This is a genomic window from Noviherbaspirillum sp. FW303-A3 (genome assembly GCF_058788695.1).
Genome location: NZ_JBYTAZ010000001.1, coordinates 952549 through 976362, shown reverse-complemented (window position 1 = coordinate 976362; position 23814 = coordinate 952549). Strand labels below are relative to the sequence as shown.

General features: G+C 61.6%; 20 protein-coding genes and 1 pseudogene. 18 read left to right on the top strand and 3 right to left on the bottom strand.

The genetic code is table 11. The features are described from left to right. The first annotated feature begins 65 nt into the window (after positions 1–65). The 10 genes and pseudogenes from AC3WOY_RS04775 to AC3WOY_RS04730 all read left to right on the top strand — a co-directional run bounded on the left by AC3WOY_RS04775 (position 66) and on the right by AC3WOY_RS04730 (position 12030). Positions 66–1498 (top strand): annotated as a pseudogene (locus AC3WOY_RS04775) (aldehyde dehydrogenase family protein). Between the two features lie 15 nt (positions 1499–1513). Next, complete coding sequence (locus AC3WOY_RS04770) at positions 1514–2326, top strand: shikimate dehydrogenase family protein (protein ID WP_492421289.1); 813 nt, start codon at positions 1514–1516, stop codon at positions 2324–2326. A gap of 6 nt (positions 2327–2332) precedes the next feature. Beyond that, positions 2333–3730, top strand: coding sequence for an FAD-binding oxidoreductase (locus AC3WOY_RS04765; protein WP_492421287.1), 1398 nt, complete (start codon positions 2333–2335; stop codon positions 3728–3730). A gap of 14 nt (positions 3731–3744) precedes the next feature. Further along, a complete protein-coding gene (locus tag AC3WOY_RS04760; RefSeq protein WP_492429191.1) occupies positions 3745–5337 on the top strand; it encodes a GMC family oxidoreductase in 1593 nt (530 codons plus the stop codon). Between the two features lie 228 nt (positions 5338–5565). Then, on the top strand, positions 5566–6780 hold the full coding sequence (locus tag AC3WOY_RS04755; RefSeq protein WP_492421285.1) for an ABC transporter substrate-binding protein: 1215 nt from the start codon (positions 5566–5568) through the stop codon (positions 6778–6780). An 86-nt stretch (positions 6781–6866) separates the two neighbouring features. Beyond that, the gene (locus AC3WOY_RS04750; RefSeq protein ID WP_492421283.1) at positions 6867–7739 is read left to right on the top strand and encodes a branched-chain amino acid ABC transporter permease; all 873 of its coding nucleotides are present in this window, start codon (positions 6867–6869) and stop codon (positions 7737–7739) included. A 15-nt stretch (positions 7740–7754) separates the two neighbouring features. Beyond that, on the top strand, positions 7755–9542 hold the full coding sequence (locus AC3WOY_RS04745) for a branched-chain amino acid ABC transporter ATP-binding protein/permease (RefSeq protein ID WP_492421281.1): 1788 nt from the start codon (positions 7755–7757) through the stop codon (positions 9540–9542). Next, positions 9526–10230: an ABC transporter ATP-binding protein gene (locus AC3WOY_RS04740; RefSeq protein ID WP_492421279.1), complete on the top strand. Its 705-nt coding sequence runs from the start codon at positions 9526–9528 to the stop codon at positions 10228–10230. The genes AC3WOY_RS04745 and AC3WOY_RS04740 overlap by 17 nt, the downstream gene beginning before the upstream one ends. 29 nt (positions 10231–10259) lie before the next feature. Continuing rightward, on the top strand, positions 10260–11255 hold the full coding sequence (locus tag AC3WOY_RS04735; protein WP_492421277.1) for an NAD(P)H-quinone oxidoreductase: 996 nt from the start codon (positions 10260–10262) through the stop codon (positions 11253–11255). 10 nt (positions 11256–11265) lie between these two features. Continuing rightward, a complete protein-coding gene (locus AC3WOY_RS04730; RefSeq protein ID WP_492421275.1) occupies positions 11266–12030 on the top strand; it encodes an SDR family oxidoreductase in 765 nt (254 codons plus the stop codon). On the opposite strand, the gene AC3WOY_RS04725 is transcribed toward AC3WOY_RS04730, so the two are convergent. The 3 genes from AC3WOY_RS04725 to AC3WOY_RS04715 form a co-directional block, all read right to left on the bottom strand. After that, complete coding sequence (locus AC3WOY_RS04725) at positions 11984–13048, bottom strand: LacI family DNA-binding transcriptional regulator (protein ID WP_492421273.1); 1065 nt, start codon at positions 13046–13048, stop codon at positions 11984–11986. The two genes, AC3WOY_RS04730 and AC3WOY_RS04725, sit on opposite strands and share 47 nt — an antisense overlap. Positions 13049–13269: 221 nt before the next feature. Next, positions 13270–14013: a FadR/GntR family transcriptional regulator gene (locus AC3WOY_RS04720; RefSeq protein ID WP_492421271.1), complete on the bottom strand. Its 744-nt coding sequence runs from the start codon at positions 14011–14013 to the stop codon at positions 13270–13272. Positions 14014–14066: 53 nt separating this feature from the next. Beyond that, the gene (locus AC3WOY_RS04715) at positions 14067–14804 is read right to left on the bottom strand and encodes an SDR family NAD(P)-dependent oxidoreductase (RefSeq protein ID WP_492421269.1); all 738 of its coding nucleotides are present in this window, start codon (positions 14802–14804) and stop codon (positions 14067–14069) included. Positions 14805–15225: 421 nt separating this feature from the next. Here AC3WOY_RS04715 and AC3WOY_RS04710 point away from each other — a divergent pair, with 421 nt between their 5' ends. From AC3WOY_RS04710 to AC3WOY_RS04675, 8 genes are all read left to right on the top strand, one after another. Beyond that, positions 15226–16464: a branched-chain amino acid ABC transporter substrate-binding protein gene (locus AC3WOY_RS04710; RefSeq protein ID WP_492421267.1), complete on the top strand. Its 1239-nt coding sequence runs from the start codon at positions 15226–15228 to the stop codon at positions 16462–16464. 153 nt (positions 16465–16617) lie between these two features. After that, positions 16618–17559, top strand: a complete 942-nt coding sequence (locus AC3WOY_RS04705; protein WP_492421265.1) for a branched-chain amino acid ABC transporter permease — start codon at positions 16618–16620, stop codon at positions 17557–17559. 2 nt (positions 17560–17561) lie between these two features. Continuing rightward, entirely contained in the window at positions 17562–18797 is a 1236-nt protein-coding gene (locus AC3WOY_RS04700; RefSeq protein WP_492421263.1) for a branched-chain amino acid ABC transporter permease, read from the top strand. Continuing rightward, complete coding sequence (locus AC3WOY_RS04695; RefSeq protein WP_492421261.1) at positions 18794–19549, top strand: ABC transporter ATP-binding protein; 756 nt, start codon at positions 18794–18796, stop codon at positions 19547–19549. The genes AC3WOY_RS04700 and AC3WOY_RS04695 overlap by 4 nt, the downstream gene beginning before the upstream one ends. Further along, positions 19546–20271, top strand: a complete 726-nt coding sequence (locus AC3WOY_RS04690; protein ID WP_492421259.1) for an ABC transporter ATP-binding protein — start codon at positions 19546–19548, stop codon at positions 20269–20271. The genes AC3WOY_RS04695 and AC3WOY_RS04690 overlap by 4 nt, the downstream gene beginning before the upstream one ends. After that, complete coding sequence (locus AC3WOY_RS04685) at positions 20268–21089, top strand: SDR family NAD(P)-dependent oxidoreductase (protein WP_492421257.1); 822 nt, start codon at positions 20268–20270, stop codon at positions 21087–21089. Before AC3WOY_RS04690 ends, AC3WOY_RS04685 begins: the two co-directional genes overlap by 4 nt. A 30-nt stretch (positions 21090–21119) precedes the next feature. Then, positions 21120–23309: an alpha-ketoacid dehydrogenase subunit alpha/beta gene (locus tag AC3WOY_RS04680; protein ID WP_492421255.1), complete on the top strand. Its 2190-nt coding sequence runs from the start codon at positions 21120–21122 to the stop codon at positions 23307–23309. 19 nt (positions 23310–23328) lie between these two features. Beyond that, positions 23329–23814 (top strand): VOC family protein, encoded by a 486-nt coding sequence (locus AC3WOY_RS04675; protein ID WP_492421253.1) that lies wholly within the window; start codon positions 23329–23331, stop codon positions 23812–23814.

The window sequence follows — 23814 nt, the reverse complement described above, 5'->3', positions numbered from 1 at the left end:
CGTCCGTAAAAGTAATTTGAAGCGCTTCATTTTTTCGAGATTGGCGCGAACGGAGACAGCAGCCCATGTACAAGAACCATATTGCGGGTGAGTGGGTCGAGGGCGTTGCGGTTAACCGCAACATCAACCCTTCCAATACTGACGATCTCATTGGCGAATATGCTTATGCCGATGCCCGCCAGGCCCTGATTGCCATCGAAGCTGCAGCACAGGCGCAAACAGGGTGGGCGCGCAGCTCGCCGGAAGTGCGTAGCGACGCGCTCGACCGGATCGGCAGCGAAATCCTCGCACGCAAGGACGAACTCGGATACCTGCTGTCGCGCGAAAAGGCAAGACACTTCCTGAAGGAATCGGCGAGGTCGTACGGGCCGGCCGCATTTTTAAGTTCTTCGCGGCTGAAGCGCTTCGAATGGGGGGCGAGCGTCTGCCATCGGTGCGGCCCGGTGTGGATGTCGAGGTCACCCGCGAAGCGGAGGGCGTGATTGCCTTGATTACACCGTGGAATTTTCCGATCGCCATTCCGGCCTGGAAAATCGCGCCGGCCCTGGCCTACGGGAATGCCGTTGTATTCAAGCCGGCAGATCTGACGCCCGGCTGCGCTTGGGCGCTTTCCGAAATTATCGTGCGGGCCGGCAACCTGCCGCCCGGCGTATTCAATCTTGTGATGGGACGCGGCTCGCAGATTGGCGACACGATCATCCAATCCCGACTGGTCCGCGCGGTCAGCTTTACCGGCTCGACAGCAACCGGCAGGCGGATCGGCATGGATTGCATGCAGCGCGGCGCCAAGGTGCAACTGGAGATGGGCGGGAAGAATCCGCTCGTGATCCTTGACGACGCCGACCTGGACGTCGCGGTATCCGCCGCACTCAATGGCACATTCTTTTCGACCGGACAGCGCTGCACCGGTTCGAGCCGCCTGGTTGTGCAGGATGGCATTCATGACCGCTTCGTCGCGGCTCTCGTTGAAAAGATGAAAGCGCTGAAGGTCGACGATGCGCTAGCGCCGGGAACGGATATCGGACCGGTCGTTTCGCAGGCGCAGCTGGACCAGGATCTTGCTTACATCGACATCGCCTGCAATGAGGGGGCGCGCCTCGTCTGCGGTGGAGACCGCCCGCAACGAAGCACACCGGGTTTCTATCTTTCTCCGGCGCTCTTCGTCGAAACCACCAACGACATGCGGATCAACCGCGAAGAAGTATTCGGCCCCGTTGGCAGCGTCATCCGCGTCAAGGATTACGAAGAAGCCCTCAGCGTTGCCAACGACACGGTCTATGGGCTTTCCTCCGGTATCTGCACCACGTCGCTGAAGTATGCGAGCGATTTCAAGAAACGTTCCTCCGCGGGGATGGTGATGGTGAACCTTCCTACCGCCGGCGTGGATTACCACGTCGCCTTCGGCGGGCGCAGGGATTCCAGCTACGGACCGCGCGAGCAGGGCAGTTATGCACGCGAGTTCTACACCGTCGTCAAGACGGCCTATACACAGGCGTAATACAGGCGTAATCACATGAACACAATTTCAGGAAAAACCCGGCTATACGCGATCATTGCGGATCCGATCCATCACGTGAAAACACCGCAGGCGATCAATCGCTTGCTGGGCGAACGTGGCGTGGACGGTGTGATGGTCGCCTTGCATGTGTGTCCGGAAAACCTCCAGAACGCAGTGCAGGGTCTCAGGGCGATCAGCAACCTGGGCGGATTCGTCGTGACCGTGCCGCACAAGACATCCATCCTGTCTTTCTGTGACGAGGTCTCCGACGCTGCACGGCAAATGGGCGCGGCAAACGTCGTTCGCCGCGAGGCTGACGGACGGCTGGTTGCGGATATGCTGGACGGAAAAGGCTTTGTCGCCGGACTTGCACGCAACGGCATTCCGGTCAAGGGCTGCAGCGCCTATCTTGCAGGCGCGGGCGGTGCCGCCAATGCCATTGCGTTTGCCTTGGCCGAGGCGGGCGTGTCGCGCCTCACCATTGCGAACCGAACAAAGGACAAGGCGCTCGATCTGGTCGAACGCCTCGCCACGGCCTATCCCGCTGTCCCCGCAAGCGTCGGCACGACGGATCCAACCGGTCATGATCTTGTCATCAATGGAACATCGCTGGGCTTGCGTCCCAATGATGCCTTGCCGCTGGACACCGGCAAGCTGTCTCCGTCGCAAACCGTTTGCGAAATCATCATGGACCCGGTCGACACGCCCTTGCTGGTCGCTGCAAAGGCGAAAGGCTGTGCCATTCATCGTGGCCTGCCGATGCTGGCCGGCCAGGTGGAACTCATGGCGGCCTTCATGGAAGCATCCGATAAAGCCGGTCAGGCCTGAGCGACGATGAATACGCCGCATTCTTCACTTCTCGCCAGCTTCCGCGATCTTCTCAGGCAGCGTGGCGTCATTGAACTGCAATCCGACCTGGCGCGGTTCAACACGGACTGGCGGCAGCTGTTTCGCGGCAAGGCGCTGTGCGCCGTATTGCCGACGAGCGCAGCGGAAGTGTCGGCCATCGTCAAGGCATGCGTGGATGCCGGCGTGGCGATCGTCCCGGCCGGTGGCAATACCGGCTTGTCCGGCGGCGCGACGCCGGACGCGTCGGGCACGCAGGTGGTGCTGTCGCTGGAGCGCATGAACGCCATTCGCCATCTGGATACGGTTGGCGCAACGCTGGAAGTGGAAGCCGGTTGCATCCTGAAGGTCGCGCAGGACAAGGCGCGCGAAGCAGGCCTGCTGCTGCCGATCAGCCTCGCTGCCGAGGGATCCGCGCTCATCGGCGGCATCCTCGCGACCAATGCGGGCGGCATCAATGTGCTGCGTTACGGCATGGCGCGTTCGCGGGTGCTCGGCCTTGAAGTCGTGACGGCGGAGGGCGACATCGTCAGCGGCTTGCGCGGGCTGCGCAAGGACAATGCCGGTTACGACTGGAAGCAGGTGTTCATCGGCAGCGAAGGCACGCTCGGCATCATCACGGCGGCCGTATTGCAACTCGCGCCCTTGCCGCGACACCGTGAAACCGCGCTGCTGGCCGTACCCACGCCCGAGGCGGCGCTGCGCGTCTTGCAGGCGGCACGTGGCGCGCTCGATGAAACGCTCAACGCATTCGAACTCATTTCCGGCGTATCGATGGGACTCGTCGTGAAACAGGCATCGCGCACCTGTCCGCTCGGACAGTCTCCCTGGTATGTGCTGCTGGAAGCCAGCTCATCCCTTTCCGGCCTGCGCGCCGCGATGGAAGAAGTGCTGGCGCAGGTCCTCGAGAACGAGGATGCAAGCGATGGCGTCGTTGCCGAGTCAGGCCGCCAGGCTGCGGACCTGTGGGCATTGCGCGAGCACATCACTGAAGCGGAAGCGCGCGAAGGCCGGTCGGTCAAGCATGACGTTTCGGTGCCGATCGCGGCCATTCCCGGCTTCCTGCAGCAGGCCGGCGAGGCGTTGCGAACCGTATTCCCGGACGCGCGCGTCAACGCTTTCGGCCATGCGGGCGACGGCAACATCCACTACAACATCCTGGTGGATTCCGCGACCGACAGCCACGCGGTCAACACGCTGGTGCACGACATCGTTGTTGCGCACGGCGGCAGCATCTCGGCGGAACACGGCATCGGACAGTACCGGGTCGGCGAGCTGATGCGTTGCCGAGCAACGCCCGAACTGAACATTGCGGCGCGCATCAAGCATGCACTCGATCCATCCGGCCGTATGAATCCCGGCAAGGTCTTCCCGAAAAACATGTAATGAGAAAGATCGACATGGAAGAGTTTGACTACATCATCGTCGGCGGCGGAACCGCGGGATGCATCCTCGCGAACCGCCTGACCGAATCCGGACGTCATCGTGTGCTCGTGCTGGAAGCGGGCGGGAACGGGCGCGGCTTCTGGGTGCCGATTCCGGCCGGGTTCAGCAAGCTGATGACTTCGCCCAAATTCACCTGGCGCTTCGAGACCGAGCCGGAAGAGAACGTCCTCGGACGCAAGATCGCGATACCGCGCGGCAAGGGGCTGGGCGGTTCGACGCTGGTCAACGGCATGATCTATGTGCGGGGACAGGCACAGGATTACGATCGCTGGGAACAGTACGGCGGGCGCGAATGGAACTTCAAGAGCGTCGAGCCCTATTTCAGGAAGATCGAAAATTACGCCGAAGGCGGCAAGGAACGCGGTCATGCCGGACCGATGCACCTGCTTCGCGTGCGTGAGCGTTTCCCCATCTCCGACGCGTTCCTGGCGGCGGCCAGGGAGGACGGCCAGCCGATGAACGAGGATTACAACGGCAGCACGCAGGACGGCTTCGGTTATTACCAGGCGACGCAGCGGGCAGGGCGGCGCTGGAGCGTGGCGGACGGCTATCTGGCGCCTGCGCGCAGCCGCAAGAACCTGGTGGTGCGCACCGAGTGCCACGTGCTTCGGCTGAACCTGAAGGACAAGCGTTGCACCGGCGTGACCTACCGCCAGGATGGCAAGGACGTGACCGTGAATGCACGCGCCGAAGTCATCATGGCCGCCGGTTCGGTGCAGACGCCCCAAGTGCTGGAGCTGTCCGGCATCGGCAATCCGGACCTGCTGCAATCGCTCGGCATTCGCGTCACGCACGCATTGCGCGGTGTCGGTGAAAACTATATCGACCACTTTGCCACGCGCATGAACTGGCGGGTGAAGGGCACGAACACGCTCAATGAGCTGGCGCGCGGCTGGCGGCTCGGTCTTGCGGTCAGCGAGTATTACCTGCGCAAGACCGGCATCCTTACGCTGGGTACCGGCCTGGTGCATGGTTTCGTCAAGTCGCGTCCGGACCTTCCCAGCCCCGACGTGCAGTACTTCTTCGTCCATGCCAGCTATGCCAACGCGGCGGACCGGAAACTGGACAAGGCACCGGGCATGACCATCGGGGTTTCACAGTTGCGCCCGGAGTCCAAGGGCAGCATCCACATCCGCTCCGCCGATCCGATGGACGGACTGGCGATCCGTCCCAACCTGCTCGCCAGCGAAGCCGACCAGGACAGCCTGATCGGCGGCATGCAGATCGCGCGGCGCATCGTCGAGCGGCCGGCAATGAAACGCTTTGTCGACTTCGAGATGAGCCCCGGCCGCGAAGTGCAGTCACGCGACGAATGGCTGCATTTCGCCCGCAGCAACGGCCAGACCATTTACCACCCGCTCGGCACCTGCCGCATGGGCAGCGATACCGATGCGGTCGTCGATCCGGCACTGAAGGTGCATGGCCTTGCCGGTCTGCGGGTTGTCGATGCATCTGTCATGCCATCCATGGTGTCGGGAAACATCCAGGGTGCCGTGATGATGGTGGCGGAGAAAGGGGCCGAGATGATTCTTGCGGACGCGCGGTAACGCCGTCCGTGGGCGAGGCAACCTGCAGCATGCCGGGCCGGCAGTAGCAACAGCAGCAAGGACAGGACATTCCCTCGTTTTTCAAGAAAGCGCAGCGGCCGAAATGCGGTCGCAAAATGAAGCGCTTCAAAAAAGTATCACCCGGACTGCGATGACGATAGAGATCCGGACATGGGTTGCAGCGAAACGCATGCAACGTTTTGTATTGAAAGTTGACTGGAGACAGATATGAACAAGTTTTTTCATGGTTTTCTCACGGTATGCGCGGGTGTCGGCATTGCGATGTCTGCATCGGCGCCGGCCAGTGCGGCAGATCTCAAGGTCGGTGCACTGTTTCCGTTCAGCGGCGCGCTCGCATCGCTGGGCACTGAAAGCTATCGCGGCCTGGAACTGGCCATCGAAGAGCGCAACGCATCGGGCGGCATCAACGGCCAGAAGGTAGTACTGGTCAAGGCGGACGCCGTGGACGCCAACCAGGCTGTCGGCGAAGCGCGCCGCCTGACTTCCGTCGAGGATGTGAAAGCAATCTTCGGCAGTTATTCGTCGTCCATCTCCTTCGCGGCAACCCAGGTGGCGGAACTTGCCGGTGTGCCGTATTTCGAACTGGGCGCCGTGTCCAACCCGATCACCGAGCGCGGCTACAAGTACGTGTTCCGCACCAATTCCACCGCAAAGGACTTCGCGGACACCACCGTCAGCACGGTCTCGAACATGATTGCGCCGGCCATCAAGGCCGACCCGAAATCATTGCGCATCGCGATCATCCATGAGGACGGCCTCTACGGCACCACGGTCGCCGGCTTCCAGAAGGAAAAGGCGAAGCAGTTGGGCCTGAGCGTCGTCGAAACCCTGCCGTACTCCGCCAAGTCGGTCGACCTGTCGTCCCTGATCCTCCGCCTCAAGGGGGCGAAGGCCGACGTGGTGCTGCAGACCTCCTACCAGAACGACACCATCCTGTTTTTCCGCCAGGCCAAGGCAGCGGGCTACAAGCCGAAGGCAGTGATCGGCGCCGGCGGCGGCTATTCCATGTCCGACACCGCACAGGCACTCGGCGCGGATATCGACGGCGCATTCGATGTCGATTTCCCGACTTATCAGACCAAGGAAGCCGGCGCGCCGGGCATGAGCGCGTTCGTCGACGCCTACAAGAAGCGCTATGGCCAGCCGCCGCATTCCGGCCACAGCCTGGTCAACTATGTCGGTGCGAAAGCCTTCCTGGATGCGATGGCAAACGCCGGCTCGACCGACAAGGACAAGATCCGCTCCGCCGTCCTGGCCTACAAGAAGCCACTCGCATCGAGCGCCGCCGGCTGGGGCTTCCGCTTCGGCGAAAACGGCCAGAACGAGCTGGCGTCCGCCAACGTCATGCAATGGCAGGGCGGCAAGCTGATGACGGTGTTCCCGGCTGAAGCGGCGGTTGCCAAACCGATCTTCGCCCAGTAATCGCGGCAATTCTCCCCGCATTCCCGCTGTTGGTGCGGCCGCCCCCGTCGCAGACGGGGCTCGGCCGCCCTTTTGAGGTCACACAAATGGAAATCTTTGTCCAACTGGTCTTGAACGGACTGTTGCTCGGCGGAGCCTACGCCATCATCAGCGTCGGACTGACGCTGATCTTCGGTGTGGTACGGGTCGTCAACTTCGCGCACGGCGAATTCCTGATGATCGGCATGTATGGCGTCTATCTGATGGCGAGCTTCGCAGGATGGCATCCCTATGCTTCCGCCATTCCGCTCGCTGTGATGCTGTTCCTGATCGGCGCGGTGATGCAGCGATTCATCATCCAGCCGCTCCTGCACGCCGATGCACACATCCAGATCTTCGCAACGGTGGGCGTTTCGACCGCATTGCTGAACCTGTCCCTGCTCGTGTTCGGCGCGGACGTGCGTCCCTCGAATGCCGCTGTCGGAACGGGCACTCTTCAGCTGGGCGAGTTCACCTTCGTGAGCGGGCAGGTAATTACCTTTGCCATCGCCATCGCACTGGTCGGCGCAACCCATGTATTCCTGAAAACGACCCATGTCGGGCGCGCTTTCCGCGCGGTGGCGCAGCACCGTTACGCCGCCACGCTGATGGGTATCAACGTGAACCTGATCTACATCCTGGCGTTCGGCGTCGGATCTGCCTTCGTCGGCATCGCCGCGGCGCTGCTGTCGACCCAGTATCCCGCCTTTCCGACGGTCGGCACCTATTTCGCCCTGACGGCATTCGTCATCGTCGTGCTGGGCGGCCTGGGCAGCATGGTTGGCGCGCTCTGCGGCGCGTTGATCATCGGCCTGGTGGACAGCCTTGCCGGGTTCTATATCGCGCCCGACCTCAAGGAAGTCGTCTACTTCGTCATCTTCATCCTGATTCTTGTCTTCCGTCCGACGGGTCTGTTCGGCGCGGGACGCGGGTCCGAATAGTCGGGGAGCACCATCGTGATACCAAATCTTCGTCATCCTCGCACTTACGTCAGCATTGCGGTGCTCGCGCTGCTGCTGATCATCCCGGTGGCGGTCAATTCGCCATTCGTCTATCACCTGTTCGTCCTGATCTGCATCTTCGGCGGCCTGGCGACGGCATGGAACATCGTCGGCGGCTATGCCGGGCAATTGTCGCTCGGACATGCGGTGTTCTACGGCATCGGCAGCTATACCGGAGCCCTGCTGATCATCAAGTTCGGCATCAACCCCTGGATCGGCATGATCGCCGGCGCGTTCTGCTCCGCCGTCGTGGCTGCAGCCATCGCCTATCCGACCTTCCGCCTGCGCGGACCGTTCTTCGCGCTGGCGTCGATTGCGGTGCTTGAAGTGTTCAAGCTGCTGACCGTGCACCAGGGCAGCTGGACCGGCGGCGCGGCCGGCCTCTCCGTGCCGCTGAACATCGGCCTGCAGTGGATGATCTTCCGCGAGAAGTGGGCGTACCTGTTGATTGCCTTCGGCTTGCTGGCCATCACCTTGTGGGTTGCCTGGTATATCCGCCAGTCGCGCCTCGGCTTCTATCTGGTGGCCGTGCGCGAACGGGAGGATGCCGCCAGCGCGGTCGGCATCAATACCACGCGCGTCAAGCTGATCGCCGCCGTTATTTCGGCGGCTCTGGTCAGCGTTATCGGCACCTTCCATGCGATGTACCTGACCTTCATCGAGCCCAGCGCAGCGTTTTCGCTCGAGTTGTCGATCCAGGTGGCGATGTTTGCGCTGATCGGCGGCCTCGGCAGCATCGCCGGCCCGCTGGCGGGGACGGTGCTTGTCCTGCCGATTGCGGAACTGGCGCGCGGCTGGCTCGGTACCTTCGGCAGCGGCACGCACGGCTTCATTTACGGCGTCATCCTGGTGGTCGTGGTACTGACCATGCCCAAAGGCATTGTTGGCCAGTTCGGCGCGCGTATCCGGGAGCTGGTCGATCGCTTGCCCTACCTCGGCATCGAGAAAAAGCCCGTGGTCAAGATCAAGCCAAAGGCAAAGGTCATCGTCGCGCATGGCACGCCGGTGCTGAAGGCGGAAAACCTGCACAAGCGTTTCGGCGGCCTGCAGGCGACCGATAACGTTTCCCTGACCTTGCACCAGGGCGAAATCCTCGGCGTCATCGGTCCCAATGGCGCGGGCAAGACCACGGTGTTTAACCAGATCTCCGGTTTCATCCGGCCTGACAGCGGCACGGTGCAGGTGCGCCGGGCCGATGGCAGCTGGGCGAGTCCCGCCTCACCGAATGACTTCGCGCATGGCGGCATCGGCCGCACTTTCCAGATCGCGCAGCCGTTTGCCGGCCTGAGCGTGCTGGAGAACATCATGCTGGGCGCTTTCATGCACACCAAGAGCCGCGCCGAAGCGGAGCAGGTTGCGCGCAACGTCGCCGAACAGACCGAACTCACCGGCCTGCTCGATACCGAGGCGAGAAACCTGACCGTCGGCGGCCTGAAGCGTCTCGAAGTCGCGCGCGCCCTGGCAACCGGTCCGAGCATTCTCCTGCTCGACGAGGTCATGGCCGGCCTGAACCCGGCGGACGTCGAGCGCGCGATCGCCATGGTCAAGCGGATACGCGATACCGGCGTGTCGGTGCTCATGATCGAACATCTGATGCAGGCCACCATGGCCTTGTCGGACCGGATTCTCGTCATCAATCTCGGCAAGAAACTGACCGAGGGCGCACCGGCGGATGTCGTCAACAATGCCGAAGTGATCGAGGCTTATCTCGGGAAGGAGTATCTCCATGCTGCAAATTCGTGACATCCGCGCCGGCTACGGGAAAAGCGAGATCCTGCGGGGCATTTCCCTGGATGTGCATGCCGGCGAAATCGTGACGCTGGTCGGCGCCAACGGCGCGGGCAAGAGCACGACGCTCAAGACGATCTGCGGCGTCGTGAAGGCAAGAACGGGCTCGGTGCATTTCCAGGGTCACGACATCACCAATCATCCGACTCAGGACATCGTGTCCCTCGGCGTCACGATGGTCCCCGAGGGCCGCCAGTTGTTTCCGTTCCTGTCGGTCAAGGACAACCTCCTGATGGGCGCGTACAAGAAATCGGCGCGGGCCGACATGGAAGAGCGCCTCGGGGAAGTGCTCGAACTGTTTCCGCGTGTTCGCGAACGCCTCGGCCAGTACGCCGGCTCGCTGTCCGGCGGCGAGCAGCAGATGGTGGCGATTGCACGCGGCATGATGGCCGGCCCGCAGTTGCTGATCTTCGACGAACCCTCCCTCGGCTTGTCGCCGCTGCTGGTGGGGCAGATGTTCGACATCATCAAGACCGTCGCGGCGCAGGGCATCACGGTGCTGCTCATCGAGCAGAACGTCTTTCATACGCTCAGCATTGCCCATCGCGGTTATGTCCTGGAAAACGGCGAGATCGTCCTGTCCGGCACCGGCAGGGAACTGCTGGAAAGTCCCCATGTGAAGCGCGCCTATCTGGGCCTTTGATTTCAAATAACGAATAGACAGGTGAACAAATGACGCAACAGATGAAACGTGTCGATCACGGAAAAGGCGGCGCGGTGGATGTTCTTCGCGTTGTGGATGACGCGATACCGTCTCCGGCGCCCGGCCAGGTACTGCTTGAAGTCGCATTCGCGGGCGTCAACCGCCCGGACGTGCTGCAGCGGTCCGGTTCCTATCCGCCGCCCGCGGGCGCGTCGCCTTATCTCGGGCTGGAAGTGGCGGGTACGGTGGTGGCGGTGGGCGAAGGCGTCACGCAATGGCGCAACGGCGACCGGGTGTGCGCCCTGACGCCGGGCGGCGGTTATGCCGAGTATTGCGTCACCGACGCGGCGCACTGCTTCCCGATTCCCGCGAACGTCTCCATGCTGCAGGCGGCAGCGCTGCCGGAGACCTATCTGACGGTGTGGGCCAATGTGTTTGAACGCGGCGGACTGAGCAGCGGGAAATCGATGCTGGTGCATGGCGGCTCCAGCGGTATCGGCTTGACCGCGATCCAGCTGGCGCATGCGTTCGGCGCAAATGTATTCACCACGGTCGGTTCGCAGGAAAAAGCCGATGCCTGCATCGCCGCCGGCGCCGACAGGGCGATCAATTATCGCAACGAAGATTTCGTGGCGGCGGTGGCGGATGCGACGGACGGAAAGGGCGTCGACCTGATCCTCGACATGGTCGGTGCCAGCTATGTCGAACGCAACATCAAATGCCTCGCCCTGGAAGGCTGCCTGGTGCAGATTGCCTTCCTCGAAGGCAGTCACTTCGCATTCGATGCCACGCCCATCATGCTCAGGCGCCTGACGCTGACCGGATCGACGCTGCGCGCGCGCTCCAGCGAACAGAAGGCACGTCTCGTACAGAACCTGCAGGCAGCCGTCTGGCCGCTCCTGGAGAGTGGAAAATGCTTGCCCCATATCCACCAGGTCTTTCCCCTGCGCGACGTGCAGGCCGCGCATGCATTGATGGAAAGCAGCCGGCATATCGGAAAAATCATGTTGTCAGTCAAGGATTAAGGAAACTCTCATGCGTCATGCAAATCGTACTGTCCTCGTGACAGGGGGGCTCGGCGGGATCGGTTCGGCCATTGCCGAACGTTATGTGCAGGAAGGCGCCGCTGTCGGGGTCGTCGACTTCGACAAGGCGCGCGGCGAAGCATGCCTGCGCGAATGGCAGGGCAAGGGCCTGAAAATGCATTTCGCGGCGGCCGATGTCGCCAACTTCAATGAGTGCGAACGCGCCTGCCGCGAGATCGAAGAACGCCTCGGGCCCATCGACATCCTGGTCAACAATGCCGGCATTTCACCGAAACACGAGGGCCATCCGCGACCCGTGCATCTGATGGAGCCGGACGAGTGGCGCCGTGTCGTCGAGGTCAATCTCAATAGTGCCTTCTACTTCTCGCGCCTGCTGGCGGGAAGCATGATCGAGCGGAAGTTCGGGCGCATCATTTCCATGTCGTCGGTCGCCGGCAAAGCCTATCTCGGCGATATCGTCGCCGCGCATTACAGCACGACCAAGGCAGCGCTGATCGGATTCACCCGGCATCTGGCCGGCGAACTCGGGCCGCATGGCATTACCGTCAATGCGCTGGCGCCGGGCCGGATCGACACGCCATTGCTGCGGACGGTCGTCAGCGAGGCCAATACCCGCGTCATCCAGCAAACGCCTTTGCGGCGACTTGGCGCGCCTGGCGAGGTCGCGGATGTCTGTTGTTACCTCACGTCGCCGGACGCCAGCTTTGTCACGGGGCAGGTGGTCGATGTGGCGGGAGGCTGGTTGTTGACGTAGGGCTCGGTGGCGCCAGCGATCCTCGTTCGACGATATACGTGGTCAGCCGCTCCTCTTCGGGCAGCGGCTTTCCGTCGATCAATGCAACCATCTTTTGCGCGGCGCGCACGCCGATGTCCGACACCGGGATATGCACCGTGGTCAGGCCCGGCTTCACCATGCCGGCCAGATCGGTATCGTCAAAGCCAGTGATGGAGAGCGTCCGAGGCACATCGACGCCTCGTTCCATGCATTCATGGATCGCACCAATCGCATGCAGGTCGGTGCCGCAAATGAGCGCCGTGGGTTGCTCGTCAAGCTTCCACAGCGCCTGAATCGCGTCTCTGCCGCCTTCAAAGGAATAAGGCGATTCGATGATCCAGTCCGGGGGCACCTCGATCCCTGCCTCATGCAGCGCGTCCAGCGCTCCTGTCAGGCGCGCGCGCGACCTTTCGTTATGCATGGTCGGGCCGCCGCATATCGCGATTTTCCTGTGGCCTTTTGCGATGACCAGCCTGGCCATTTCGTACGAGGCCTTGCGGTTCGAAAATCCGACCGTGTGGGGATAGGTCGTCTCGTCGGTGGACCAGGTCAGCACATACGGCAGCTGGCGCTGGCGGATCAGCCGGAATACCTGGTCATCGTGATCGGAACCGACCAGAATCAGGCCGTCGATGCGGTGTTCGAGAATGTTGCGGATCAGATCGATCTCGCGCAGTGTGTCGTACTCATGGCTCGAGACGAGCAGTTGATAGCCGAGCTGCGACAGCGTTTGCTGCATGGCGTCGATCGAAATCGCGAAAATCGGATTCTTCAGTGTCGGGTAGATGGCGGCGATGGAATGCGTCTTGCGCGATGCCAGGGCGCGCGCGGCGCCATTGCGGACATAGCCGAGTTGCGCGACCGCCATGTTCACCTTGGCCAGGGTTTTCGGCTTTACCTGGCCCGGTACGGAAAGTGCCCGCGATGCACTGCCCAAGGACACCCCGGCCAGTTTTGCGACATCGGCCAGGGTGGCGGTTTTAAGAGAGTCTTTCATGACGGAGCACGAGGCCGTTTCCAAAATGGATGAAGCGCTTCAAAAGAGGGCGCAGGCTATCCTCGATAAGAGGAAAACTGCCATGAAACGAGTGTAACACGCGCAAGTTATGAAGCGATTCAATATTCGGCGAAGTCCGCTGCGATTCTTCGGACAATCACGCTGCAATATCGATTCGCCGGTGCTTTGGCTCCATTGAAAACAGCTAAGGCAAGTGCATTTCAGACATTCTCGTACATGTTCAACCGCTTGGCCGCATTGTGCAGATGCGTCTCGGCGGCATTGGCCGCCGCCGCCGCATCGCCTGCTTCGATCGCGTTGAAGATCGCCTTGTGCTCATCCTGCACGTCCTGAATCAGGTCGCTGTAATTGGCGGCCGTGTTGCTGCGCGCTTGACGGATAAGCTTGCGTGCATGCTGTTCGAGGTAGTCGTTGAGCGCCTTGAAATGCGGATTCTTCGTGGCATCGACGATCGCCTGGTGAAAGGAAAAGTCTTCCTCTTCGCCAAGCTGATCGTGGACGATCGCGTACTCCATGCCGATCAGCGCGCGCTTGATGCGCTTGAGATCCTCCGGTGTGCGGCGCACCGCCGCATAGCGGGCCGCCGCCGATTCAAAAGTGACCAGCAGTTCGATGATATGCGCCAGGCCCTCGGCATCATCGAGCGACGGGTTCTGCAGCCTGAACGTCTGGCGGGCGCTGCGCTCGTTGACGAACACGCCCCGGCCTTGCTGGGCGGTGACGATGCCTTCGGATTTCAGTTGCGACAGCGCTTCACGCACTGCGGAGCGGCCAACGGAAAAGCGCTCGCACAGTTCGTTTTCGCTGGGAAGCTTTTCTCCCGGCTTGAGCTGCTCTGTTTCGATCTGCCGGCGGAGCCATTCGACGACTTCTCCTGTCACCGACTGGTGCGGCCGCGCGGGCGGCTTCTTCCTCTTGATCGGCGCTTTTTGCGTTACTGTCATCTTGTCAGGCTTTCGGAGGTTGGAATGTGTTCAGGCATCGCGCGGTATGGCGCTCATACGACATACAGTCCGCCGTTGACGTGCAGCGTTTCGGCAGTAATGAAGCGCGCCAGCGGAGAACAAAGGAATATTATGCCTCCGGCAACTTCCTCTGCGGTGCCAAATCGCCGCAGCGGGGTGCTGTCCAGCAGCGCCTGGCCTTTCTGTCGCAAGAGGCCGGTGGTCATCGGCGTTTCAATAATACCCGGGGAAACAATGTTGACCCGTGTTTTCGGCGCCAGTTCGAGCGCCAGGCTCTTGCTGAAACTGATGACGGCTCCCTTGGATGCGGAATAGTGCGCATGCGAGAAACTGCCGCGATGGGCTGCGACCGACGCCAGGTTGACGATTGAACTGTCGTCGCTGAGGAAGGGAATCACTGCGCGGCAGATGTAGAAGGTGCCATCGAGATTGATGCGCATGAGCTTTTGCCAGTCCGCATCCTGCATGTCGCGCACCAGTCCTTCAGGGTAGATGCCAGCCGCATGAATCAGATGGTCGATCTTTCCGTGGAAGGCCGCAGCCGCTTCGACGGTGCGGATGCATGACGCTTCGTCGCCGATATCCAGTGCATGGCAGCTGATGCGGCCCTTGCCGCCATCCAGTTCGGATTTCACTGTTTCCAGCGCGTCGGCGTTGATATCGCTGAGTGCGAGATCGGCCCCGGCGGCGGACAACATGTGCGCGCAAACGCGTGCGATGCCGCTTGCGGCGCCGGTAATCAGTATCGTCCTGCCTTCGAAATCAATCATTTTTTCTCCTTTATATGCGGGCCTTTTCCTGTCGACGGATAGGGCCGGCGATGACATGTGCACTTGTCATACAAGTGCAAAATAGTTGTTGACATGATGTTTTGTCGTGGCTATTATGCGCTTCACTTGTATGACAAGTAAAGATAATTCATCAGACATGTTGGCGACACATCGAATGTCGTCAAAACAACAAAATGGAGGAGCGCATGGTGAACGGAGAGGCGGGCGTGGTCGGCATCGCGGCTGATTTCGTCATGGAAGCTATCCCCATGTGCCCTATGTACCTATTCCCAGTTCCTTTTTTGCGGCCACTTGGTCGATCCGCAACACGATCAATGGGCGCGATTCGCCGGCCTGTTCATGGCCGTCCCACATTGCCGTAATCGGCTTTTTTAGCAAGCAAAACCTAGGAGATATCCGGATGAACCATAAGACAAACGCTTGCGTGCTTACCCTCTTCGCCGCACTTGCATCGACTGCGGCCCAGGCGGAGCCGCTCAAGATTGCGCTGGTTGAAACGCTGTCCGGCGCGCAGGCGTCGACCGGCCTGATGTATCGCGCCGCGGTCAAGTACCAGCTTGACAAGATCAACGCCGCCGGCGGCTGGAACAACGAGCCGATCCAGCTCATTGAATACGATAACCAGGGCGGTCCGGCCGGTGCATCGGACAAGGTCAAGGCGGCCATTGCAACCGGCGCGAAGATCATCATCCAGGGATCGTCGTCGGCGATTGCGGGCCAGATCACCGAGGACGTCCGCAAGCACAATCTGCGCAATCCGGGTAACGAACTGCTCTACTTCAACATGGGCGGCGAGGCCCTGGAACTCACCGGCGAAAAGTGCCATTTCTATCATTTTCGCTTTACGACCAACGCGCCGATGCGCGTGAAGGCGCTGGTCGGCGCAATGCGCGATGCGAAAGAGCTCGGCAGCCGCGTCTACGCGATGAACCAGAACTATTCCTGGGGCATGGACATGGAAAAGTCGATCAAGGAATTTGCGCCGGCGGGCGGCTATAGCGTCACGGAGAGCACCTTGCACGACGTGAACAAGATCCAGGATTTCTCGCCCTACGTGAACAAGATCAAGTCTGCCGACGCGCAGACTGTTCTTACCGGCAACTGGTCCAACGACCTGCTGCTGTTGATGAAGGCGACCAGCGCCGCCGGCCTGAAAGTGCGTTTCGGCACGGTATTCCTCGACCAGGTCGGCAACATCGCCAATGCCGGCGAAACCGCGCTCGGTTACTACGTGGCCCATCCGTTCAATGCCGAACTCAACAAGCAAACTGAACAGTTCGCCGAAGAGTACAAGTCCAAGACCGGCCACTATCCGACCTTTGTCGAGCCGCAAACCGTGTTCGGCATGATGCTGATCAGCGAGGCGCTCAAGAACGTCAAGCCGGTGAACGGCGCCTTCAACACCACCGTCATGGCAAAGGCACTGGAAAAAGCCAAAGTGCGCACACCGGTGGGTGAAAACAGCGTCCGCGCGGCTGACCATCAGATCGTGATCCCGATGGTCGTTTCCAAGGTGACCAAGGATGCGAAGTTCAAGGCGGACGGCACTGACATGGGCTTCAAGCCAGTCAAGGTGTTCAGCCCCGAAGAGTCGGTCAACCCGGTCCAGTCATCCTGCAGGATGCAAAGCCCGGCCTAAGCGCCTCGCATGAACGCCGCGGGCGGTCCGCCCGCGGCAAACCAGAAACCATCTGACACATCCCGCTGGCTGCATGCGCCGCCGGGCAGGGCTGCCGTCATCTCTTCACTTTGCACGACGACCGCATCCAGCACCGGTTGGAAGGGGACACGTATGGAATACTTCAGCATCTCATTGCTCAACGGCGTCATTTACGGCTTGTTGCTGTTCATGGTGTCGGCGGGCCTGACGCTCATCTTCGGCATGATGGGCGTTCTCAATTTTGCCCACACATCGTTCTACATGGTTGGCGCGTACCTCGCGTACACGCTGGAGAAGGCGTTCGGCTTCTGGCCTGCCGTGCTGATTTCGCCGTTGATCGTCGGCGTGCTCGGCATGGTCGTGGAGCGTTTTTTCCTGCGGCGCGTGCACCGGTACGGCCATGCACAGGAACTGCTGCTGACCTTTGGCCTGTCGTTCATCATCGCCGAAGTGATCAAGCTCTTCTACGGCAATTATCCGGTCAACTATCGCGTACCCGGCTCGCTCAATTTCGCGGCTTTCCAGCTGTTCGGCGCGGACTATCCGTTCTACCGCCTGCTGATGGGGGGGATTTCCGTGCTCATGTTCGTTTTGATTTATCTCCTGCTGGCACGCACCCGCATCGGTATCGTCGTCCGCTCGGCCATCTATCGGCCACGCATGGCCGAGGCGCTCGGACATAACGTGCCCCTGGTCTTTCTGGGCGTCTTTGGGGTCGGCGCCGCGCTTGCCGGTCTGGCGGGGGCCATTGCCGGCGCTTTCTATACGACCAACCCCAACATGGCACTGGAACTGGGCGTACTCGTTTTCGTTGTGGTTGTCGTCGGCGGACTCGGATCGCTCGAAGGCGCAATGCTGTCATCGATCCTGATCGGCCTGATCACGTCGTTCGCGGTCGGCATCGATCTCAGCACAGCGGACCTGCTTGCCGTGTTCGGTGCGCGCGAATGGGCGCAAAGCGTCGGCGGCTTGCTGACCCTGAAGATCTCCTCCCTCGCAGCGACGATTCCGTTTGCGCTCATGTTGCTGATCCTGCTGGTGCGTCCCTCCGGCCTGATGGGCGATAAGGACTGAAAATGAAGAATTCCTCACGTCTCCTGCTCGCCGCAGGCTTGCTCGGCCTTGCCGTGCTGCCTGTCGTGCTGTCGCCGTCGCTCGTCAATGCCGCGATCCAGATGCTGATCACCGTGCTGTTCGCCTGCGCCTTCAACGTCCTCGCCGGGCAAGGCGGCATGCTGTCGTTCGGCCACGCCGCTTATTTCGGCATAGGCGCCTTCGCCACCGTTCACGCCATGAACGCCGTTGGCGGCGCGGGCCTTCTTCCGACGCCGTTATTGCCGATCATCGGCGGCATCGTCGGATGTGTCCTCGGCGGTATCGCCGGCTGGTTCTCCACGAAACGTACCGGCGTCTATTTTTCGATGATCACGCTCGCGCTCGCCGAGCTGCTGCATTCGATCGCACCGCACCTGGCAGGCGTGTTCGGCGGCGAAGCGGGTATTTCATCGATGCGAATGCCCGCCTGGGGGCTCAGTTTCGGCACCTCGACCCAGGTGTATTACCTGACGCTGTTCTGGGTACTGCTGTCGCTGGCCATCTTGTACTTTTTCACGCGCACGCCTGTCGGCAGGCTCACTCTCGGATTGCGCGAGAACGGCCATCGCATCCAGTTCCTTGGCTACAACGTGCATGCACTCAGGGTATTGGTGTTCATGGTATCGGCGACATTCGCCGGCATTGCCGGGGGCCTGCAGGCGATGAACAACGAAGCGGCGAACTACGTCCTGTTCGACGCGCGCCTGTCTTCCGAAGTGGTGCTCAACGCCTATATCGGCGGTGTCGGCGTGTTCCTCGGGCCGGCGCTCGGCGCAGCGGTCATGACCTTCTTCGGCTATGCGGTCTCCGACATGACGCGCACCTGGCTGCTCTATCAGGGCATCCTGTTCGTGATCGTGATGATGTTCATGCCGACAGGCATATCAGGATTGATTGCATGGTGGGGCGCGCAACGTCGCGTGCACACATTGTCCACGCTGTTGCCACCGCTCCTGATTTCCATTGCCTGTGGCTTGCTGCTGGCGGCAGGCACGGTGTTTACCGTCGAAATGCTGCAGCGGATTTTCCATCAAGACTACCAGTCGCTCATCGCACCAGGCAGCGCCTGGCCGCCGGTTGCGCTATTCGGGCGCGAATGGCTGCCGGGCAGCGCCGTCACCTGGGTCTTGCCGGTGGCTGCATTCTTTGCGGGATTGGCGCTGTTGCGTAACGCCGCGGCCAAGTGGCAATTTCTGAATGACAAGGAGGGGGCATGAATATGCCGATACTTCGACTGCGAGACGTCCATAAGCAATTTGGCGAAGCGCACATCATCCGTGGCATCAATCTCGACCTGACGGCCGGAGAACGGCACGCGGTGATCGGCCCCAACGGCGCGGGCAAGTCGACCTTGTTCTCGCTGATATCGGGCCAGTTCTCGCCGACCAGCGGCGAAATCGTGCTCGACGGTACGCCGATTCATGGCCTGCCGCCGCAACGGGTCAATCATCTCGGCTTGGCGCGCTCATTCCAGATCACCAATATCTTCCCGCGCCTGACGGTGTTCGAGAACCTGCGCCTAGCCGTGATGCAGAAGCACGGACTGCAATATACGTTCTGGAAGCCAGTCTCGCGTGCTGCCAAGGTGCGGGAGGAAACCGAGCAGTTGCTGGAACAGGTGCGCCTGTCCGCACGAGGCGACACGCTCGCAGGCGAGTTGTCCTATTCCGAACAGCGTTCGCTCGAAATCGGAATGACGCTTGCTTCCGACCCGAAGGTGATCCTGCTGGACGAGCCGATGGCGGGCATGTCGCGCGAAGAAACCGACTATACGGTGGACCTGATCCGCAAGCTGACCGAAGGACGGACACTGCTGATCGTCGAGCACGACATGGACGTCGTGTTTTCGCTGAGCGACCGGATCAGCGTCCTGGTCTACGGCGAACTGATCGCCACCGGCACACCCGACGAAATCCGCAACAACACGCAGGTCCAGGAAGCTTATCTTGGCGGGGAGGTAACGGCATGAACCGGAATACGTCAACTCCACTTCTGGAGGTCAAGGACCTGCATGCGCATTACGGCAAGAGCCATATCCTGCAGGGAGTCAATTTCACGGCCGGCAAGGGCGAGGTCATCAGCCTGCTAGGGCGCAATGGGTCAGGCCGTTCTACCACCATGAAAGCCATCATGGGACTGGTTCCGCCAACCTCGGGTCACGTGCTGTTCGAAAGGCGTGACCTGACCGGCGCCAGGCCTTACACCGTGTGCCGCTCCGGTATTGCGTTCGTGCCGGAGGAGCGCGAGGTGTTCGCCAACCTGACCGTGGACGAAAACCTGCGGATGGGCGAACAGCAGGGTCATGACGATGCGCCGAAATGGACGCTCGACCAGATGTTCACCTATTTCCCCCGGTTGAAGGACCGGCGCAACACCCGCGCCGGAAACCTGTCCGGCGGCGAGCAGCAGATGCTGACGATGTGCCGCTCGCTTCTGGGCAATCCGAAACTGATCCTCATCGATGAGCCGACGGAAGGCCTGGCCCCCAAAATCGTTGCCGTCGTCGGCGAGGCGATCCAGGACATCCACCGTCGCGGCGTATCGGTCGTTCTGGTGGAGCAGAAGCTCACCATCGCGCTGAAGATTTCGACGCGCGTATGCGTGCTCGGCCACGGCCACATCGTGTTCGAGGGAACGCCGGATGAGCTGAAGGGAAATTCGCAACTCATGAAAGACTGGTTAGCCGTATGACACAACAACATGCTGTAGAAGCGGGTACGCACGGCGGAGCGCAACGGTATGCCGATCTGGCGGGCAAGGTCGTGTTCATCACCGGTGCGGGTAACGGGATCGGGCTTTCGATGGCAGGGGCGTTTGCCGCCAATGGTGCACGCCTCGCGTTGTTCGACATCAATGCCGACGCACTGGCGGCGGCAAGGAAAACCCTGCAGGAGGCGCATTCGAACGTCGAGCTCATCTGCCTGACCGGTTCCATCACCGACGAGTCGGTCGTGGAGGAAGCCGTCGCACAGGCGGAACGACAGTTCGGCCGCATTGATGTGCTGCTCAACAATGCAGGCATCTCCATGAACAAGCCGACGCTTGAATTGAGCGCCTCGGACTGGCGTCGCGCAATCGATATCAACCTGAATGGCGTCTTCTATTGCGCGCAGGCGGCAGCACGCCGGATGGTTGCACAGGGCAGCGGCGTCATTCTGAACACGGCATCGATGTACGGCCTCGCCGCGGCGCCGGAGCGCGCCGCGTACTGCGCGAGCAAGGCCGCCGTCGTGATGCTGACCAAGGTGCTCGCCATCGAGTGGGCGAAATCGAATGTGCGGGTCAATGCCATCGCGCCGGGCTACGTGAAAACGGCGCTTGTCGACCAGCTCGTGCACGAGGGCCGCATGGACCTCGATGCACTGACCGCGCGCACGCCGTCCGGCCGCATGGCGCAGCCGGATGAGATCGCCGCCATTGCCCTTTTCCTTGCGTCCGACACGGCTTCCTTCATCAACGGCCAGGCGATTGTCGCCGACGGCGGCTGGACGGCCTACGGCTATATCTGAACCACATCATCCACTCTGGAGATCGATATCATGGCAGAACATATTGCGCTTTCGCCCGCCGCACCTTGGGTGGAACTACGCACCACTGAACAGGATTGGAAAAACGCCGATCCGATCATGCTTGGCACGCTGCTGTCGCAGCTGCATCTGATCCGCGCGTTTGAAGAAAGCGTACAAGACCTCGCCGGAAAAGGACTTGTGCACGGTCCCGCGCACTTGAGCATCGGCCATGAAGGCGGCGTGGTCGGCGCCACCGTCCCGCTCGTCGCGGCGGATCAGGTCAACGGCCCGCATCGCGGCCATCACATCCTGCTGTCCAAGGCGCTTGGTTATCTTATGCCGGACGGTATCGATCCGAAGGCGCCGCTGACGAACGATATCGAGAACCTGCTCAAGCGCACGCTGTCCGAGATCCTCGGGCTGGCGCAAGGCTTTTCCGGCGGACGCGGCGGTTCCATGCACCTGCGCTGGGCCGAAGCCGGCGTGATGGGGACGAACGCGATCGTCGGCGGCGGCGTGCCGCTCGCGGCCGGTGCGGCATGGGCAAACCGGCAGGCCGGCACGGACAACGTTGCGGTCACTTTCTTTGGCGACGGCGCGGTCAATATCGGCTCGGTGCTGGAGAGCATGAACCTTGCCGCCGCATGGAAGCTGCCCCTGTGCTTCTTTATCGAGAACAACCACTACGCGGTCGCGACGACGGTGGAGGAATCGACCGCCGAACCGCGTTTGTCGGCACGCGGTGCAGGATTCAATATCGCAAGCTGGCGTGTCGACGGCATGGACCCGCTCGCTGTGTACCTCGCCATGCAGGAGGCACTGAAACACATGCGCGCCGGCAAGGGACCGACAATCATCGAAGCGGACCTGTACCGGCACTTCCACCATAGCGGCGTCCTGCCCGGCAGCGCCTTCGGCTATCGCAGCAAGGAAGAGGAAAAAGGCTTCCGCGAACGCGACCCGGTCGAGCAGCTCGGAAAACGCATGATCGCGCGCGGCCTGATCAGCGACAAGGAGATCGCCGAGTTGCGTGAGCGCGCCCAGGCGGCGATGGCACGCGTCGTTGCCGCGCTCACTGAAGCCGACCCCGCGGACAAGGCGGGAAAGGCGCGCATACGGCCCGAGCTCTGGCCAAGCCGCGATTTCGTGGACGTCGGCATTCGCGGCGACTTGAGCGAGTTGCAGGGGGCGCGCACGGAAGAAGAGGGCAGTTTCCAAGGCAAGCTGGAATCGCGCAAATTCATCGACGCCGTCGCGGATGTGATGACGCGCCGCATGGAAACCGATTCCCGCGTGGTTGTGCTCGGTGAAGACGTGCACCGCCTGAAGGGCGGCACCAACGGCGCGACGCGCGGCCTGAAGGACCGTTTCCCGGACCGTGTCCTCGGCACGCCCATCAGCGAGAACGCCTTTGCCGGACTCGGCGGCGGCCTCGCGATGGACGGCCGCTATGCGCCCGTGGTCGAGTTCATGTACCCCGATTTCATGTGGGTGGCGGCGGACCAGGTCTTCAACCAGATCGGCAAGGTGCGCCACATGTTCGGTGGCGATATCAAGATGCCGTTGGTCTTGCGTACCAAGGTGGCCATGGGCACCGGCTACGGCTCGCAGCATTCCATGGATCCGGCCGGCATCTTCGCTACCAGCCCTGGATGGCGCATCGTCGCACCGTCCACACCGTTCGACTATGTCGGCCTGATGAACACCGCCGTCGCATTGAACGATCCTGTGCTCGTGATTGAGCATGTCGACCTGTACAACACGGCTGGCATGGCCCCGACCGAGGATTTCGATTATCAGCTTCCCTTCGGGAAAGCAGCGGTACGCCGCGCAGGCAAGGAAGTCACCGTGCTCACCTATCTCTCGATGGTTGGACACACGCTGGAGGCGGTCGAGCAGGCCGGCGTCGATGCGGAAGTGGTTGATTTGCGCTGGCTCGATCGCGCCAGCCTCGACTGGGAGACCATCGAGGCAAGCATCCGCAAGACGAACAATGTACTCGTCGTCGAACAAGGCGCCCAGGGCACCTCCTACGGCGGCTGGCTCGCGGATGAGATTCAGCGCCGCTGTTTCGACTGGCTCGACCAGCCGGTGCAGCGCGTCACCGGCAGCGAGGCTTCGCCGAGCATCTCCAAGGTCCTCGAGCGCGCCGCCTGCGCGCGCACGGAAGAGGTAGTCAACGGCCTGCGTCGCGTCATGCGCGACAAGGGCGCACTCTGAAAACGCCAGGGAGAAACAGATGACGATGAACATGACGGTCCCGCTCGAAGTGGGTATTGCATGCCGCGACCTGCCGGCACTGCGGCAGTTCTATGAAGGAACGCTCGGCTTCCGGTTTGTCAGCGAATTCCAGGTCCCGGCCGACAAGGCCGCGGCAGCCGGATTGTGTCCGGAGCCATACACCGTGGTGCGCCTGCAGACCTCGTACGGCGAACGGATCAAGCTGCTCGCCCGCGCGACGCCCCCGGCGCCCGAAGCCCCAAGCAAATGGATTCTCGACAAGCCGAACGCCGCTTACCTGACGTTCATCATCGACGACATCGATGCGGCGATGGCCCGATTGGCCGCCGCGGGCATCACGTTCATGACCGGGCCGCAGCGGGTGGAAGTCCGTCCGGGTGTCTATCTCGCATTCTGCCGCGACCCCGAAGGAAACGTCCTGGAGCTCGTGCAATACGAGGATATCGGGGCCTATCGCCCCGACCTGATCAAAGGAGTTGTCTGA

Bases quoted from the DNA above. Each gene is read 5' to 3' on its own strand.
- AC3WOY_RS04690 (WP_492421259.1), top strand. From the start codon at position 19,546: ATGAACCGGAATACGTCAACTCCACTTCTGGAGGTCAAGGACCTGCAT.
- AC3WOY_RS04705 (WP_492421265.1), top strand. From the start codon at position 16,618: ATGGAATACTTCAGCATCTCATTGCTCAACGGCGTCATTTACGGCTTG.
- AC3WOY_RS04735 (WP_492421277.1), top strand. From the start codon at position 10,260: ATGACGCAACAGATGAAACGTGTCGATCACGGAAAAGGCGGCGCGGTG.
- AC3WOY_RS04710 (WP_492421267.1), top strand. From the start codon at position 15,226: ATGAACCATAAGACAAACGCTTGCGTGCTTACCCTCTTCGCCGCACTT.
- AC3WOY_RS04750 (WP_492421283.1), top strand. From the start codon at position 6,867: ATGGAAATCTTTGTCCAACTGGTCTTGAACGGACTGTTGCTCGGCGGA.
- AC3WOY_RS04725 (WP_492421273.1), bottom strand. From the start codon at position 13,048: ATGAAAGACTCTCTTAAAACCGCCACCCTGGCCGATGTCGCAAAACTG.
- AC3WOY_RS04695 (WP_492421261.1), top strand. From the start codon at position 18,794: ATGAATATGCCGATACTTCGACTGCGAGACGTCCATAAGCAATTTGGC.
- AC3WOY_RS04770 (WP_492421289.1), top strand. From the start codon at position 1,514: ATGAACACAATTTCAGGAAAAACCCGGCTATACGCGATCATTGCGGAT.
- AC3WOY_RS04720 (WP_492421271.1), bottom strand. From the start codon at position 14,013: ATGACAGTAACGCAAAAAGCGCCGATCAAGAGGAAGAAGCCGCCCGCG.
- AC3WOY_RS04700 (WP_492421263.1), top strand. From the start codon at position 17,562: ATGAAGAATTCCTCACGTCTCCTGCTCGCCGCAGGCTTGCTCGGCCTT.
- AC3WOY_RS04675 (WP_492421253.1), top strand. From the start codon at position 23,329: ATGACGATGAACATGACGGTCCCGCTCGAAGTGGGTATTGCATGCCGC.
- AC3WOY_RS04685 (WP_492421257.1), top strand. From the start codon at position 20,268: ATGACACAACAACATGCTGTAGAAGCGGGTACGCACGGCGGAGCGCAA.
- AC3WOY_RS04715 (WP_492421269.1), bottom strand. From the start codon at position 14,804: ATGATTGATTTCGAAGGCAGGACGATACTGATTACCGGCGCCGCAAGC.
- AC3WOY_RS04730 (WP_492421275.1), top strand. From the start codon at position 11,266: ATGCGTCATGCAAATCGTACTGTCCTCGTGACAGGGGGGCTCGGCGGG.
- AC3WOY_RS04755 (WP_492421285.1), top strand. From the start codon at position 5,566: ATGAACAAGTTTTTTCATGGTTTTCTCACGGTATGCGCGGGTGTCGGC.
- AC3WOY_RS04740 (WP_492421279.1), top strand. From the start codon at position 9,526: ATGCTGCAAATTCGTGACATCCGCGCCGGCTACGGGAAAAGCGAGATC.
- AC3WOY_RS04760 (WP_492429191.1), top strand. From the start codon at position 3,745: ATGGAAGAGTTTGACTACATCATCGTCGGCGGCGGAACCGCGGGATGC.
- AC3WOY_RS04680 (WP_492421255.1), top strand. From the start codon at position 21,120: ATGGCAGAACATATTGCGCTTTCGCCCGCCGCACCTTGGGTGGAACTA.
- AC3WOY_RS04765 (WP_492421287.1), top strand. From the start codon at position 2,333: ATGAATACGCCGCATTCTTCACTTCTCGCCAGCTTCCGCGATCTTCTC.